The sequence below is a fragment of the Streptomyces sp. NPDC055025 genome (assembly GCF_053608565.1).
This window is the reverse complement of record NZ_JBSGVS010000113.1, coordinates 1-15,121: the sequence shown is the minus strand read 5'-3', so window position 1 is coordinate 15,121 and position 15,121 is coordinate 1. Positions and strand designations below refer to the sequence as shown.

Here is a 15,121-nt window from a genome sequence, read left to right as displayed (position 1 = left end):
GCGCCGTCCCGCGCGGAGCCGGCGTTCGGGTTGGCCGTAGTGGTCCCGGACAGGGCACCGGCCTGGATGACCAGTGCCGCCGGGGCCCGTTCACAGAGACCGAGACAGGGACTCGGCTGCCAGACGACCCCGCCCGCGGCGGAGCCGGCCGCGCCGAGGCGATCCTCCAGCGCCGCGCAGAGCGCCGTGGAGCCATGGGCCGCGCAGGCCACGTCCGTACAGACGTGCAGCACCTTCGCGGGGCGCGGCTTGACCGCGAACATCGCGTAGAAGGTGGCGACGCCGTACGCCTCCGCCGGCGGCACGGTGAGCCGTCGGCAGAGATAGTCCAGCGCGCCCTCGCTGATCCAGCCGACGCGGTCGTTGACCGCGTGCAGCCCCGGCAGCAGCAGGTCCCGCCGTTCGCGCGCCTCGCGGCCGCCCCGTGCCCAGCGCAGATCCGTGTCCGTACGGTCGTCCGCGCCTTCCCAGGCCGAGGCCGGAGGGCCGAGCAGCGCGTCGACCGCCGCCCGTTCCTCATCGGTCGGTTTGCTGTCACCGAAGTGCAGATCCACTGATGCTCAGCTCCTCACGCGGGCAGGGACGCGGTCGTCACGGACAGCTTCTCGATCCGGATCGCCGAGGCCTTGAACTCGGCGGTGCCCGCGATCGGGCAGTTGGCCTCGATGGTGAGCTGGTTGGTGTCCACCTCGTCCGGGAAGTGCATCGTCATGAAGGCCAGTCCCGGCCGCAGCCCGGGGTCGATCCAGACCGGTGCCTGCACCGCGCCGCGCCGCGAGCTGATCCGTACCTCCTCGCCGACCGACACCCCGTACCGCTCGGCGTCCTCCGGGCACAGCTCCACATACTCGCCGCGCCGCAGCGGGGAGGCGAAACTCCCGCTCTGCACCCCGGTGTTGTACGAGTCGAGCCGGCGGCCCGTGGTGAGCCTGATCGGGAACTGATCATCCGTCAGATCGACCGGGGGGTCGTGCTTGACGATGCCGAACGGTGCGAGCCTGCCACGGTCGGCGGGGTCCGCCTCCCACAGCCGGCCGTGCAGATAGGTGGGTTCGAGCCGCTCCGTGTCGGGGCAGGGCCACTGGATTCCCTGGTGCTCCTCCAGCCGCTCGTAGGTCATCCCGTAGTGGTCGGGGGAGACCGAACGCAGCTCGTTCCAGACCGACTCCGCGTCCGCGTACTTCCAGGGGTGGCCGAGCCGCCCCGCCAGATCGCAGATGATGTCGATGTCCTCCCGCGCCTCGCCCGGCGGCTGGACCGCCTTGCGTACGCGCTGCACACGGCGCTCGCTGTTGGTGCTGGTGCCGTCCGTCTCGGCCCAGGCGGCGGTGGCGGGCAGCACCACATCGGCGAGTTCGGCGGTCTTGGTGAGGAAGATGTCCTGCACCACCAGACAGTCGAGCCGCCGCATGCGCTCGACCGCCTGCTCGCTGTCCGCCTCGGACTGCGCGGGGTTCTCGCCGATGCAGTAGACGGCCTTGAGGTCACCCGTCTCCATCGCCTCGAACATCTCCGTCAGCGTCATCCCGTACCGGGGCTGGATGACGGTGTCCCACGCGGTCTCGAACTTCTGCCGCACCAGCGGCTCCAGGATGTCCTGGAAGCCCGGCAGCCGGTTGGGGATGGCCCCCATGTCGCCGCCGCCCTGCACGTTGTTCTGGCCGCGCAGCGGCTGCACACCGGAGCCGTACCGCCCGACATGCCCGGTGAGCAGCGAGAGATTGATCAGCGCCCGGACATTGTCGGTGCCGTTGTGATGTTCGGTGATGCCCAGCGTCCAGCAGAGCTGTGCCCGTTCGGCACGGGCATAGGCGTGGGCCAGATCGCGGATGGCCTCGGCCGGTACCCCCGTCACCTTCTCGGCCGCGGTGAGGGTCCAGGGCTCGACCTCGGCGGCGTACTCCTCGAAACCGGTGGTCGCGCGCTCGATGAAGGACGCGTTGTGCAGTCCCGCGTGGATGATCTCGCGGCCGACCGCGTGCGCCAGCGGAATGTCCGTACCGACATTGAGTCCGAGCCAGCTCTCGGCCCATTCCGCGGTGGAGGTACGGCGGGGGTCGACGGCATACATTCGCGCGCCGTTCCTGATACCCCGCAGCACATGCTGGAAGAAGATGGGATGCGCGAAACGCGCGTTGGAGCCCCACATCACGATCAGATCGGTGTGGTCGACCTCGCCGTACGAAGAGGTGCCGCCACCGGATCCGAAGACCGCGGAGAGACCGGCCACGCTGGGCGCGTGGCACGTCCGGTTGCAGGAGTCCACGTTGTTGGTCCCCATGACCACGCGCGCGAACTTCTGCGCCACATAGTTCATTTCGTTGGTGGCGCGTGCGCAGGAGAACATCCCGAACGCTCCGCGCGCGGCGCCCAGGCCCGCAGCGGCCCGGTCCAGTGCCTCGTCCCAGCTCGCTCTGCGGAGAGGGCCGCCCTTTTCGTCCCGGACCATGGGGAAGGTGATTCGGGCATAGGTCTTCGGTGTTCGCTCTCGCTTCTTCACGCCGCGCTCTCCTCATGAGTGAGGGCCAACTGGCCGCGCCCATTGCATACAGTATTCAGTAGGCGGGTACGCGTGGGAACCCTCTGTAAGGGAATTGACGCGTACCCGCCTATCGCGAGTGGGGATCAGGTAGTGCGGGATGGAGCGGGGAGGATCAGGCGGCCACGCCGCGGGCCAGCAGATCCGAGATCGCTTCCACCGTGCGGAGCGTCGGCACCGGCACACCGGTGATGTCCGCGAGCTCCACCACGGCGGAGAGCAGGACGTCCAGCTCCAGCGGTTTGCCCTTCTCCAGGTCCTGGAGTGTGGACGTCCGGTGGTCACCGACCCGTTCGGCGCCTGCCAGCCGCTTCTCGATGGAGATGTCGGGACGGCAGCCGAGCGCCTCCGCGACCGACAGGGTCTCGGACATCATGAGCTCGATCACCTGACGGGTACTGCCGTGCAGGCACATCTCCCGCATGGTCGCCCGGGTGAGGGCGCTGATCGGGTTGAAGGAGATGTTGCCGAGGAGCTTGATCCAGATGTCATCGCGCAACTCGGGCTCGACCGGGCATTTGAGACCGCCCGTCCACATGGCTTCGCTGAATTCCAGACACCTTCCGGACACCGTGCGGTCCGGCTCGCCGATGGAGAAACGGGTTCCTTCGAGATGCCGGACGATGCCCGGTCCCTCCAGTTCCGTCGCGGCGTAGACCACACATCCGATGGCGCGTTCGGGCGGCAGCACGGAGCTGACCGAACCGAGCGGATCCACGCTTTCGACGCGCCGGCCGTCGTACGGGCCGCCATGTCCGTGGAAATACCACCAGGGGATGCCGTTCTGGGCGGCGATCACCGCGGTGTTCTCCTTGAACAGCGGTGTCACCAGCGGCCCGCACGCCGCGTAGGAATTCGCTTTGAGACCGAGGAACACGTAGTCGACCGGTCCGATGTCCTCGGGCCGGTCGGTGGCGTGCACCCGTGCGGTGAAATCACCGCGCGGGCTGAGCACCCGTACTCCGTGCTCTCTCATGGCCGCGAGATGCGGCCCACGGGCGATGAGATGAACGTCGGCACCCGCCCGGTCGAGGGCGGCTCCGACATAGGCGCCGATCGCTCCGGCGCCGACGACTGCGACTTTCATGTGGGGCTCTCCGTTCGGTTTGAGGGAGACCGAGGGAAGGGTCACACTCTGGTGCTCGCACCCTGAGGCGCGATATATTGTCTACAGTATGGAGATCTGGCCGACAAGGCTCCCGTTCGGTATGCAGTCGGCAAACTCGGCCGTGGATCTTGCCCGGACCTTCCCAACCTGGGCGGTCCGTTTCTAGAGTGCGCGGATGACCCCACCAATCGCACCCGTCGGCTGGAGCCGCTGGCTGGTGCCCCCCGCCGCTCTGTCGGTGCATCTGTCGATCGGCCAGGCCTATGCCTGGAGCGTGTTCAAACCCTCACTTGAATCCGCGCTCGGTCTCTCCGGCACCGCGAGTGCTCTTCCTTTCCAGCTCGGCATCGTGATGCTCGGCCTCTCGGCCGCCTTCGGCGGCACACTCGTCGAGCGCAACGGACCGCGCTGGGCGATGACGGTCGCCCTCTGCTGCTTCTCCTCCGGCTTTCTGCTCGCCGCGCTCGGCGCGGCCACCGAGCAGTACTGGCTGATCGTCTTCGGCTACGGCTTCGTCGGCGGCATCGGGCTCGGCATCGGCTACATATCCCCGGTCTCCACGCTCATCAAGTGGTTCCCCGACCGGCCCGGCATGGCCACGGGCATCGCCATCATGGGCTTCGGCGGCGGCGCGCTCATCGCCTCGCCGTGGTCCGCGCAGATGCTGGAGTCCTTCGGTTCGGATTCCCAGGGCATCGCGCTCGCCTTCCTGGTGCACGGCCTCGTGTACGCGGTGTTCATGTCGCTCGGCGTGCTGCTGGTCCGGGTGCCCCGCGCGGACGGGCGGCCGCGCAAGGCCCCCGACGCGGCGCGGCCCGCCGGCGCGCTGATCTCCACCGCCCAGGTGTCGGCGCGCTCCGCCGTACGCACCCCGCAGTTCTGGTGTCTGTGGGTCGTGCTGTGCATGAACGTCACCGCGGGTATCGGGATCCTGGAGAAGGCCGCCCCGATGATCACCGACTTCTTCGCGCGGACGGACACGCCGGTGTCGGTCTCCGCCGCGGCCGGATTCGTCGCGCTGCTCTCCGCCGCCAACATGGCGGGGCGCATAGGCTGGTCGTCGACCTCGGACCTGATCGGCCGCAAGAACGTCTACCGCGTCTATCTCGGCGTCGGCGCCGTGATGTATCTGCTGATCGCCCGGTTCGGCGACTCCTCCAAGCCGCTGTTCGTGATCTGCGCGCTGGTCATCCTCTCCTTCTACGGAGGAGGCTTCGCCACCATCCCCGCCTATCTCAAGGACCTCTTCGGCACCTATCAGGTCGGCGCCATCCACGGCCGGCTGCTCACCGCCTGGTCCACCGCGGGCGTGCTCGGCCCGCTCATCGTCAACCGGGTCGCGGACAGCCAGGAGGCGGCGGGCAGGAGCGGTTCGAGCCTCTACGGACTCTCGTTCACCATCATGATCGGCCTGCTGGTCGTCGGCTTCGTCGCCAACGAGCTGGTCAGGCCCGTGCACCCCCGCCACCATGTCCCCGCCCCGAAGGAGGCAGCAGATGACCGGCTCACCGTCGAACAGCAGCGCAGCGCCTGAGAGCGGGCCGTCCGTGCCGCCGGGCCGTACCGGTCTGATCGTCTTCGCCTGGCTTTGGGTGGGCCTCCCTCTCGCGTACGGTGTGTACGAGCTGGTCCTCAAGGCCAAGCAGCTCTTCACCGGATGATCGGGAGTCTCCAACCGGCGGCGGCGAATCCTGTTGGATCACCCGTCCCCTTACCGGTGAGTCGCTGAGGAGACTGGAAATCTCCTGACGTCGACTGCAGAGGGGGTCCCGGGCATGACCGGCACTCGTATCGCCGCGCTCGGGCACTACCAGCCCGCCAAGGTGCTCACCAACCACGATCTGGCGGCACTGGTCGACACCAGTGATGAATGGATCAGCAGCCGGGTCGGTATCCGGACCCGCCATGTGGCGGGTCCGGACGAGCCGGTGGACGAGCTGGCCGCGCACGCGGGCGCCAAGGCGCTCGCCGCGGCCGGTCTCACCCCGGCGGACGTCGATCTCGTACTGGTCGCCACCTCCACCGCGACCGACCGCTCGCCGAACACCGCGGCCCGGGTCGCCGCCCGGCTCTCCATGGGCTCGCCCGCGGTGATGGACCTCAATGTCGTGTGCGCGGGTTTCACCCATGCCCTCGCCACGGCCGACCACGCCGTACGGGCGGGCTCCGCGGCCCGGGTGCTGGTGATCGGCGCCGACAAGATGACTGCCGTCACGGACTGGACGGATCGTTCCACCTGTGTGCTGGTGGGGGACGGCGCGGGCGCGGCGGTGGTCGTGGCGACCGGTCCGGCCGAGGAGCCGGGGATCGGTCCGGTGCTCTGGGGCTCGGTGCCGGAGATGGGGCACGCCGTACGGATCGAGGGCACCCCGCCGCGGTTCGCCCAGGAGGGCCAGTCGGTCTACCGCTGGGCCACCACCCGGCTGCCGCCCATCGCGCGCGAGGTCTGCGCGCGGGCGGGGGTCACCCCCGAGGAACTGGCCGCGGTCGTGCTCCATCAGGCCAATCTTCGGATCATCGAGCCGGTCGCCCAGAAGATCGGCGCGATCAACGCCGTGATCGCCCGTGATGTCGTGGAATCGGGCAATACGTCCGCCGCCTCGATCCCCATGGCCCTGTCCAAACTCGTGGACCGCGGAGAGGTCGAATCCGGTGCTCCGGTGCTGCTCTTCGGCTTCGGGGGCAATCTCTCCTATGCGGGCCAGGTCATCCGGTGCCCATAAGCCTGGCCGTTCTCGGTAGACTGTAGACGATAGCCAATGTCTTGAAGTGAGTCGCTGCCGTCATTGACACCGCCGGCCATGAGGGGGACCCGCGATGTTGTCCGCGAAATTGGCACAGGGAGCCGTACCCAAGCTCGAACGGCCCGGTCCGCTGCGTGAGCGCGTGTACGAGGCCCTGCTCGAACTGATCACGACGAGGGCGCTCCGGCCCGGCCAGCATCTCGTCGAGAGTGAACTCGCGGGCCATCTCGGAGTCTCCAGGCAGCCGGTGCGCGAGGCGCTCCAGCGGTTGAACACGGAGGGCTGGGTCGATCTGCGCCCGGCCCAGGGCGCCTTCGTCCATGAGCCGACCGAGGAGGAGGCGGACCAGCTGCTCTCGGTCCGCACCCTCCTGGAGGCGGAGGCCGCCCGGCTGGCCGCGGCCAACTCCGGCTCGGCGGGGATCGCCGCACTGGAGGCACTCTGTGACCGGGGCGAGCAGTCCGTGGCGGACGACGACGTCGATCTGACGGTCGCCACCAACGCGGCCTTCCACGCGAAGGTCATGGAGCTGGCGGGCAATGTCGTACTGGCCGAACTGGCCGCGCAGGTGGACCGCAGGGTCCGGTGGTACTACACCCCGGTCGCCAGACAGCGCGGCAAGCAGTCCTGGATCGAGCACCGGGAGCTGATCGAGGCGATCTCGGCGCGTGACGAGCGGCGCGCGGTCGAGGTCATGAAGGGTCATACGGAGCACACCCGTAACACCTATCACCACCGTACGCAGGGCTGATCCGCCGATAACAGCCTGATCCGGACGAATCGCACATAAGGCCCCACGGGGCCTCAAAAGTCATGCCAGAAAACAGCTTTGTCCTCGGTGTGGAGAAAGTTGGGACTGATTCCCGCGCAACTTCTTCCCACTGAGGGCAAGCGCTGCTACGTTCCCTCGAAAGCCCGACAAACATGGCCGAGAAGGCGGGGAGGGGCGCGTGAGACGCATGACGGCACGACCCGCGAACGCCCATCAGGCGCGACTGCTCAGACTGCTGCGCGACGGTGGGCCCAACTCCCGTGCGCAGCTCGGTGACCAGGTCGACCTGTCGCGCTCCAAGCTCGCCGTCGAGGTGGACCGGCTGCTGGAGACGGGCCTGGTCGTCGCCGACGGACTCGCCGCCTCACGCGGCGGCCGGCGCTCCCACAACATCCGGCTGGCGCCCGCCCTGCGCTTCCTCGGCGTCGACATAGGCGCCACCTCCATCGATGTGGCCGTGACCAACGCGGAGCTGGAGGTGCTCGGGCATCTCAACCACCCCATGGATGTCCGCGAGGGGCCCGTCGCCGTCTTCGAGCAGGTGCTCGCCATGGCCGCCAAGCTCAAGGTCACCGGACTTGCCGAGGAGTTCGACGGGGCGGGGATCGGGGTCCCCGGCCCGGTCCGCTTCCCCGAGGGTGTCCCGGTCGCGCCGCCGATCATGCCCGGCTGGGACGGCTTCCCCGTGCGGGAGGCCCTCAGCCAGGAGCTCGGTTGCCCGGTCATGGTCGACAACGATGTGAATCTGATGGCGATGGGGGAGCAGCACGCGGGCGTCGCCCGCTCCGCGGGAGACTTCCTCTGTATCAAGATCGGCACCGGTATCGGCTGCGGGATCGTCGTCGGCGGCGAGGTCTACCGCGGTACGACCGGCAGCGCCGGTGACATCGGCCATATCCAGGTCGTGGCGGACGGCCGCGCCTGCGCCTGCGGCAACAAGGGCTGTCTGGAGGCCTACTTCAGCGGCGCCGCGCTCGCCCGTGACGCGGAGGACGCGGCGCGTACCGGACGCTCGCCCGAACTGGCGGCGCGGCTGGAGGCGTCGGGCCGGCTCACCGCGGTGGATGTCGCGGCGGCCGCCGCCGCGGGTGATCCCACCGCGCTGGATCTGATACGCGAGGGCGGTAACCGCGTCGGCCAGGTCATCGCCGGCCTTGTCAGCTTCTTCAACCCCGCCCTGGTGGTGATCGGCGGCGGTGTGACCGGCCTCGGTCACACCCTGCTGGCCAGCGTCCGCACCCAGGTCTACCGGCAGTCACTGCCCCTGGCCACCGGCAATCTCCCCATCGTCCTGGGGGAGTTGGGCCCGACCGCCGGAGTCACCGGCGCGGCCCGGCTCATCAGCGACCACCTGTTCTCGCCGGCCTGAGGGCCGGCGGCACGCACCACCGGACACCACGCACCACCCGTACGAGCCGCACCACCAGTACCACCAGCACTGCCAGCACACCGAGCGCCACCCCCGTAAGAGCCGCACCACCGAGCACCACCCGCACCACCCGCGCCATCGAGCACCACCCGCGCCACCGTAAGAGCCGTACCACCCGCACCACTTGACCCATCCGCACCACCGGTACCACTGGCACGACCCGTACCCGATGTCGCCGCGTTCCCGTGTTCCACGGGCCTCGGCACCCGCACGAGCCGCACACCACTGTCACAGCGTCAGCACGAGCCGCAGCACACGCACCGTACGACCGGCGTCGCCGTACCCGTACGACCCCACACAGCTCCGCCGCACCTGGTTCCGCCCTGCCCTTGTTCCGCTATGCCTCTGTTCAGCCCTGCCCGCGGGGCGGGCCGCATCCGCCGAGGGGATTACGCCATGGCACCAGCACCACCCGAGAGCCCTCTGCTCACCATGTCCGGTATCACCAAGATCTTTCCTGGCGTCCGCGCGCTCGACGGTGTGGACCTGGAGGTCCAGGCGGGCGAGGTCCACTGTCTGCTGGGCCAGAACGGCGCCGGCAAGTCCACCCTCATCAAGGTGCTCGCCGGGGCCCATCAGCCCGACGGCGGAGTGATCACCTGGCAGGGTGAGGAGGTCACGCTCAAGTCGCCCGTCGCCGCCATGCGGCTCGGGATCGCCACCATCTACCAGGAACTCGACCTGGTGGAGGGCCTGTCGGTCGCCGAGAACATCTTCCTCGGCCATGAGCCGACCACCGCCGGCTTCGTGGTCAAGGGCGGGGAGGCCAGGAGCGCGGCGACGGCGCTGCTCAAGCGGCTCGGCCACCCCGAGATCCAGGCGCACCGGCCGGTCGGCTCCCTCTCCGCCGCCCAGCAGCAGATCGTCTCCATGGCACGGGCCCTCTCCCACGAGGTACGGCTCATCGTGATGGACGAGCCGTCGGCCGCCCTCGACCCCGACGAGGTCGACAATCTCTTCCGGGTCGTCGCCACACTGACCGCCGACAATGTCGCCGTCATCTACATCTCCCACCGGCTGGAGGAGATCCGGCGCATCGGAGACCGGGTCACGGTCATCAAGGACGGCCGTACCGTGGCCGTCGCCCTGCCGGCCAAGGAGACCCCGACCCGTGAGGTCGTCGCCCTGATGACCGGCCGCGACGTCGAGTACGTCTTCCCCGAGCGGCCCGCGCCGTCCGCACCGGGAGCCGCCTCGGCCGAACCCGTACTGCGTGTCGAAGGACTCGCCAGGGACGGGGAGTTCGAGCCGGTCGACCTCGAACTGCGGCCCGGCGAGATCGTCGGACTCGCGGGACTCGTCGGCTCGGGGCGCTCCGAGATCCTGGAGACCATCTACGGGGCACGCAAGCCCAGCGCGGGCCGTGTCCTGGTCGACGGCAAGCCGCTGCGGCCCGGCAGCGTACCCGCCGCCGTCCGCGCGGGACTTGGGCTGGCGCCCGAGGAACGCAAGGCCCAGGGCCTGCTGATGCTGGAATCGGTGACCCGCAATGTGTCGGTGTCCTCGCTCTCCCGGTTCGCGCGGATCGGCTGGGTCGACCGCTCGGCGGAACGGACCGAGGCCAGGGCGGCCACCAGGGAGCTCTCCCTGCGCCCCGACAACCCCGACACCCCGATCCGTACCCTCTCCGGCGGCAATCAGCAGAAGGCGGTCCTCGCCCGCTGGCTGCTGCGCGGCTGCCGGGTCCTGCTGCTCGACGAACCCACGCGCGGTGTCGATGTCGGCGCCCGCGCCGAGTTGTACGCCGTGATCCGCCGGCTGGCCGACGAAGGCCTCGCCGTGCTGCTCGTCTCCAGCGAGGTACCCGAAGTACTGGGCCTCGCCGACCGGGTGCTGGTGCTCCGTGAGGGGCGGATCGTCCATCGGGCGCCCGCCCAGGAGCTCGACGAGCACCGTGTACTCGACCTTGTGATGGAAGGGAGCCCGACGCCATGAAACAGCCTGCCTCCGAGGCACGGCAGGGCGGGCCCGACGCCGTGGCCACGCCCGAGCCGACCACGCCCGCCTCAGCCACGTCCCGGGCCAAGCCGCCGGAGGGGAAGGGCGGTGGGCGTTCCCTCGGGTTCCGCCTCGACGTCCGCAACCTCTCTCTGCTCGGGGTGCTCGCCGCACTGATCATCGTCGGCGGTATCACCAAGCCCGATCAGTTCCTGGACACCAACAACCTTCAGCTCATCCTCACCCAGGCCTCGGTCATCGGTGTGGTCACGGTCGGTATGACCTTTGTGATCACCAGCGGTGGTATCGATCTGTCGGTGGGCGCGATCGTGGCGCTGGCCTCCGTGTGGGCGACCACACTGGCCACCCAGGAGTTCGGTTTCGCCGGCATCCTCTTCACCGCCATGGTCGTCGGTCTCGCCTGCGGACTGGTCAACGGGATGCTGATCGCGTACGGCGGGATGGTGCCGTTCATCGCGACCCTCGCGATGCTGGCCTCCGCCCGCGGTCTCGCCCTCCTGATCACCGAGGGCAAGACCCAGATCGTCACCGTCGACTCGGTGCTCGACCTCGGTATCCCCGACTCGTACATCCTCGGGATACCGCCGCTCGTGCTGGTCTTCGGAGCGGTCACCGTCATCGGCTGGCTGCTGCTCAACCGTACGACCTTCGGCCGGCGCACCGTCGCCGTCGGCGGCAACGCCGAGGCCGCCAGGCTCGCCGGTATCGATGTGCGGCGCCAGCGGCTCTATCTCTATCTGCTCTCCGGGCTCTGCTGCGGTATCGCGGCCTTCCTGCTGATCATCCTGGCGGGCTCGGGACAGAACACCAACGGAAACCTGTACGAGCTGGACGCCATCGCCGCGGCGATCATCGGCGGCACCCTGCTCAGCGGCGGCCGGGGCACCATCGTCGGTTCCGTCCTGGGTGTTCTGGTCTTCACCACGATCACCAACATCTTCGCGCTCAACAATCTCCAGAGCGATGTCCAGCAGATCGCGAAGGGCGCCATCATCGTCGCCGCCGTACTGGTCCAGCGCCGCACCGCGCGCAACGGCGAGGCCTGACCTCCGACCTCGCACCCGCCACCCCTGTACCGCCCTACCTTGAAGGGTTGAACCGCCATGCCAGAAACCAGCCGCAGAGGACTGCTCTTCGGCACCGCCGCCATCTCCGCGGGTGCCTTCCTCACCGCCTGTACCAGCAATGAGCCGGACAAGAAGGAGCCCGCGGCGAACAGCCAGCCGGCCGCCGCCGACGACAAGCCGGGCACGCCCGTCACCATCGGTTTCGCCGGACCCCAGGCCGACCACGGCTGGCTCAACGCGATCAACGAGAACGCCAAGTCGCGTGCGGAGAGGTACTCGGAGGTGACGCTGGACATCACCGAGGGCTCCAACGACACCGCCGCCCAGATCGGCCAGGTCGAGACGCTGATCAATAAGAAGGTCGACGTCCTGGTGATCCTGCCGGCCGACGGCAAGGCGCTCACCCAGGTCGGGCTGAAGGCCATGCGCGCCGGTATCCCGGTCATCAACCTGGACCGGATCTTCGCCGACCCGCAGGCGTACCGCTGCTGGGTGGGCGGTGACAACTACGGCATGGGCGTCAGCGCCGGCAACTACATCGGCGAGAAGCTCAAGGACAAGCCGAACGCCAAGGTCATCGAGCTGGCGGGGATCGACAACCTGGAGCTGACCCAGCAGCGCAGCCAGGGCTTCGACGACGCCCTCAAGAACTTCCCGAACATCAAGAAGGTCGCCCGCCAGGCGGCCGACTTCACCGTCGAGTCGGGCCAGGCCAAGATGGCCCAGCTCCTCCAGGCGCAGCCCAGCTTCGACGCGCTGTGGAACCACGACGACGACCAGGGCGTGGGCGCGCTGCGCGCCATCCAGCAGGCGGGCCGCGACGGCTTCCTGATGGTCGGCGGCGCCGGTGCCAAGGCCGCGATGGACGCGATCAAGGCCGACAACAGCGTGCTCAAGGCCACCGTTCTCTACCCGCCGACCATGGCCGCCTCCGCCATCGACCTGGCCCGTGCGCTGGGCCAGGCCAAGGGCGTCAGCGGTCTGGCCGAGCTGGAGATCCCGGCCTCGCTGACCTGCTACTCGGCCGTCGTCGACAAGGAGAACGTCGACCAGTACCTGCCTACGGGCTTCAGCTGACCGGCCTGTTACCGGCCGCCCCCACCAGCGACAGACGAGGAGTACTCCGTATGACCACCCCCAGGGAAGCGTCGGAGAAAGAGGCCGGTGCGCCACCGACACTCGGTATCGGCATGGTCGGATACGCGTTCATGGGCGCCGCCCACTCACAGGGGTGGCGTACCGCGGGACATGTCTTCGATCTGCCGGTGCGCCCGGTGCTCGCCGCGATCTGCGGCCGTGACGAGGACGCGGTACGGGCCGCCGCGGCGAAACACGGCTGGGCCGCCGCCGAGACCGACTGGCGCCGGCTCATCGAGCGCGACGACGTGCAGGTGGTCGACGTCTGCACACCCGGGGACAGCCATGCGGAGATCGCCATCGCCGCACTGGAGGCGGGCAAGCACGTGCTGTGCGAGAAGCCCCTCGCCAACTCGGTGGCCGAGGCCGAGGCCATGGTCAGGGCCGCGGAGGCGGCGAGGGCACGCGGTCAGCTCGCCATGGTGGGCTTCAACTACCGCCGGGTGCCCGCCGTCGCGTACGCCAGGAAGCTGATCGAGGAGGGCCGGCTCGGCACCCTGCGCCATGTCCGGGTCACCTATCTCCAGGACTGGCTGGTGGATCCGGCGTTCCCGCTGACCTGGCGGCTCAACCGTGAGCAGGCGGGGTCCGGCGCGCTCGGCGATCTGGGAGCGCACATCATCGACCTCGCGCAGTTCCTGACGGGGGAACCGCTGGTCGGGGTGTCCGCGCTCGCGGAGACCTTCGTCAAGGAACGACCGCTGGTCAGCGGGGTGTCGGCGGGGCTCTCCGCGACCGGCGGCGGCGAGGTCGGCCCGGTGACCGTGGACGACGCCGCGGTCTTCACGGGCCGGCTGGCCTCCGGCGCGCTGGCCTCCTTCGAGGCCAGCCGGATGGCGGCGGGACGCAAGAACGCGCTGCATCTGGAGATCAACGGCGAGCGCGGCTCGCTCGCCTTCGATCTGGAGCGGCTCAACGAGCTGTCGTTCCACGACCACACCGAGCCCGCGCCCTCCTCCGGCTTCCGCCGGATCCTGGTCACGGAGCCGGAGCATCCCTATCTGGACGCGTGGTGGCCGCCGGGTCACGCGCTCGGCTACGAGCACACCTTTGTCCACCAGGCCCGCGATCTGGTCGAGGCGGTCGCCGCCGGAACCGATCCGGTGCCGTCCTTCGCGGACGGACTCCAGGTGCAGCGGGTGCTCGCGGCGGTCGAGGACAGCGCGGCGAAGAACGCGGTGTACACGCCGGTTCCGCAGCCGTAGGAACCGGCCGCGCGACCGCGCGGCGGACAGAGAAGACGTAGCAAGTACCAAGCGAAGGCACAGCACCTAGAGAAGGAGGTCCGAATGCCACGCCCGTTCACGCTGTTCACCGGCCAGTGGGCCGATCTGCCCCTGGAGGAGGTGTGCAGGCACGCCCGCGACTTCGGTTACGACGGTCTGGAACTCGCCTGCTGGGGAGACCACTTCGAGGTCGACAAGGCGCTCTCCGACCCCGGGTATCTGGACAGCCGCCATCAGCTCCTCGACAAGTACGGGCTGAAGTGCTGGGCGATCTCCAACCATCTCGTCGGCCAGGCCGTCTGCGACAACCCCATCGACGAGCGTCACCAGGGCATCCTGCCGTCCCGTATCTGGGGCGACGGCGAGCCCGAGGGGGTCAGGCAGCGCGCCGCCGCCGAGATCAAGGACACCGCCAGGGCCGCGGCGGCGTTCGGGGTCGACACGGTCATCGGCTTCACCGGCTCCTCGATCTGGCACCTCGTCGCGATGTTCCCGCCCGTACCGCCCGGCATGATCGAGCGGGGGTACGAGGACTTCGCGGAGCGGTGGAACCCGATCCTCGACGTCTTCGACGCCGAGGGCGTGCGGTTCGCCCATGAGGTCCATCCGAGCGAGATCGCGTACGACTACTGGACCACCAAGCGCGCGCTGGAAGCGGTCGGCAACCGGCCGGCGTTCGGGCTCAACTTCGACCCGAGCCACTTCGTCTGGCAGGACCTGGACCCGGTCAATTTCCTCTACGACTTCCGGGACCGGATCTACCACGTCGACTGCAAGGAGGCGCGCAAGCGCCTCGACGGCCGCAACGGCCGGCTCGGCTCGCATCTGCCCTGGGGCGACCCGCGGCGCGGCTGGGACTTCGTCTCGGCCGGCCACGGTGATGTCCCCTGGGAGGACGTCTTCCGGATGCTGCGGTCGATCGGCTACGAGGGCCCGATCTCGGTCGAGTGGGAGGACGCAGGCATGGACCGGCTGGCCGGCGCGCCCGAGGCCCTGAGGGATCTGAAGCGCTTCGACTTCGACGCGCCGACGGCCTCCTTCGACGCGGCCTTCGGAGGCGGCGAGTAGATCGGTGGCCGAACCGGTCCACCGGGTCCGCCCGGTGGCCGGTTCGCCCTCGCCCGCCGGGCGGGCCCACCC

Annotated in this window: 13 protein-coding genes; 10 read left to right on the top strand and 3 right to left on the bottom strand. The window is 69.2% G+C overall.

Annotation, left to right across the window (positions count from 1 at the left end; all coding sequences use genetic code 11):
- From ACWGDX_RS38010 to ACWGDX_RS38000, 3 genes are all read right to left on the bottom strand, one after another.
- Positions 1–554, bottom strand: a 554-nt coding sequence (locus ACWGDX_RS38010) for an NADH-quinone oxidoreductase subunit NuoE family protein (protein WP_453633203.1), incomplete at its 3' end; no start/stop codon positions are given.
- A gap of 14 nt (positions 555–568) precedes the next feature.
- Complete coding sequence (locus ACWGDX_RS38005; protein WP_453633201.1) at positions 569–2,500, bottom strand: molybdopterin oxidoreductase family protein; 1,932 nt, start codon at positions 2,498–2,500, stop codon at positions 569–571.
- Positions 2,501–2,654: 154 nt separating this feature from the next.
- Positions 2,655–3,626, bottom strand: coding sequence for a 2-dehydropantoate 2-reductase (locus tag ACWGDX_RS38000; protein WP_453633199.1), 972 nt, complete (start codon positions 3,624–3,626; stop codon positions 2,655–2,657).
- Between the two features lie 196 nt (positions 3,627–3,822).
- On the opposite strand from ACWGDX_RS38000, the gene ACWGDX_RS37995 reads away from it, so the two are divergent.
- The 10 genes from ACWGDX_RS37995 to ACWGDX_RS37950 all read left to right on the top strand — a co-directional run bounded on the left by ACWGDX_RS37995 (position 3,823) and on the right by ACWGDX_RS37950 (position 15,049).
- The gene (locus tag ACWGDX_RS37995; RefSeq protein ID WP_453633197.1) at positions 3,823–5,181 is read left to right on the top strand and encodes an OFA family MFS transporter; all 1,359 of its coding nucleotides are present in this window, start codon (positions 3,823–3,825) and stop codon (positions 5,179–5,181) included.
- A complete protein-coding gene (locus tag ACWGDX_RS37990) occupies positions 5,144–5,308 on the top strand; it encodes an MFS transporter small subunit (protein WP_363084561.1) in 165 nt (54 codons plus the stop codon). The genes ACWGDX_RS37995 and ACWGDX_RS37990 overlap by 38 nt, the downstream gene beginning before the upstream one ends.
- A gap of 114 nt (positions 5,309–5,422) precedes the next feature.
- Positions 5,423–6,370 (top strand): beta-ketoacyl-ACP synthase III, encoded by a 948-nt coding sequence (locus tag ACWGDX_RS37985; protein WP_453633195.1) that lies wholly within the window; start codon positions 5,423–5,425, stop codon positions 6,368–6,370.
- A gap of 94 nt (positions 6,371–6,464) precedes the next feature.
- On the top strand, positions 6,465–7,142 hold the full coding sequence (locus ACWGDX_RS37980; RefSeq protein ID WP_453633193.1) for a GntR family transcriptional regulator: 678 nt from the start codon (positions 6,465–6,467) through the stop codon (positions 7,140–7,142).
- A 208-nt stretch (positions 7,143–7,350) separates the two neighbouring features.
- On the top strand, positions 7,351–8,532 hold the full coding sequence (locus ACWGDX_RS37975; protein ID WP_363084628.1) for an ROK family transcriptional regulator: 1,182 nt from the start codon (positions 7,351–7,353) through the stop codon (positions 8,530–8,532).
- Positions 8,533–8,988: 456 nt separating this feature from the next.
- Positions 8,989–10,527, top strand: a complete 1,539-nt coding sequence (locus tag ACWGDX_RS37970; RefSeq protein ID WP_453633190.1) for a sugar ABC transporter ATP-binding protein — start codon at positions 8,989–8,991, stop codon at positions 10,525–10,527.
- Positions 10,524–11,597, top strand: coding sequence for an ABC transporter permease (locus tag ACWGDX_RS37965; RefSeq protein WP_453633188.1), 1,074 nt, complete (start codon positions 10,524–10,526; stop codon positions 11,595–11,597). Before ACWGDX_RS37970 ends, ACWGDX_RS37965 begins: the two co-directional genes overlap by 4 nt.
- 57 nt (positions 11,598–11,654) lie before the next feature.
- Complete coding sequence (locus tag ACWGDX_RS37960; protein WP_453633186.1) at positions 11,655–12,695, top strand: substrate-binding domain-containing protein; 1,041 nt, start codon at positions 11,655–11,657, stop codon at positions 12,693–12,695.
- A gap of 50 nt (positions 12,696–12,745) precedes the next feature.
- Positions 12,746–13,960, top strand: coding sequence for a Gfo/Idh/MocA family protein (locus ACWGDX_RS37955; RefSeq protein ID WP_453633185.1), 1,215 nt, complete (start codon positions 12,746–12,748; stop codon positions 13,958–13,960).
- A gap of 84 nt (positions 13,961–14,044) precedes the next feature.
- The gene (locus ACWGDX_RS37950) at positions 14,045–15,049 is read left to right on the top strand and encodes a sugar phosphate isomerase/epimerase family protein (RefSeq protein WP_365901606.1); all 1,005 of its coding nucleotides are present in this window, start codon (positions 14,045–14,047) and stop codon (positions 15,047–15,049) included.
- Positions 15,050–15,121: the final 72 nt, after the last annotated feature.

Coding starts and splice junctions, on each gene's coding strand:
- ACWGDX_RS38000 (WP_453633199.1), bottom strand. CDS start 3,626: ATGAAAGTCGCAGTCGTCGGCGCCGGAGCGATCGGCGCCTATGTCGGA.
- ACWGDX_RS37995 (WP_453633197.1), top strand. CDS start 3,823: ATGACCCCACCAATCGCACCCGTCGGCTGGAGCCGCTGGCTGGTGCCC.
- ACWGDX_RS37990 (WP_363084561.1), top strand. CDS start 5,144: ATGACCGGCTCACCGTCGAACAGCAGCGCAGCGCCTGAGAGCGGGCCG.
- ACWGDX_RS37985 (WP_453633195.1), top strand. CDS start 5,423: ATGACCGGCACTCGTATCGCCGCGCTCGGGCACTACCAGCCCGCCAAG.
- ACWGDX_RS37980 (WP_453633193.1), top strand. CDS start 6,465: ATGTTGTCCGCGAAATTGGCACAGGGAGCCGTACCCAAGCTCGAACGG.
- ACWGDX_RS37975 (WP_363084628.1), top strand. CDS start 7,351: ATGACGGCACGACCCGCGAACGCCCATCAGGCGCGACTGCTCAGACTG.
- ACWGDX_RS37970 (WP_453633190.1), top strand. CDS start 8,989: ATGGCACCAGCACCACCCGAGAGCCCTCTGCTCACCATGTCCGGTATC.
- ACWGDX_RS37965 (WP_453633188.1), top strand. CDS start 10,524: ATGAAACAGCCTGCCTCCGAGGCACGGCAGGGCGGGCCCGACGCCGTG.
- ACWGDX_RS37960 (WP_453633186.1), top strand. CDS start 11,655: ATGCCAGAAACCAGCCGCAGAGGACTGCTCTTCGGCACCGCCGCCATC.
- ACWGDX_RS37955 (WP_453633185.1), top strand. CDS start 12,746: ATGACCACCCCCAGGGAAGCGTCGGAGAAAGAGGCCGGTGCGCCACCG.
- ACWGDX_RS37950 (WP_365901606.1), top strand. CDS start 14,045: ATGCCACGCCCGTTCACGCTGTTCACCGGCCAGTGGGCCGATCTGCCC.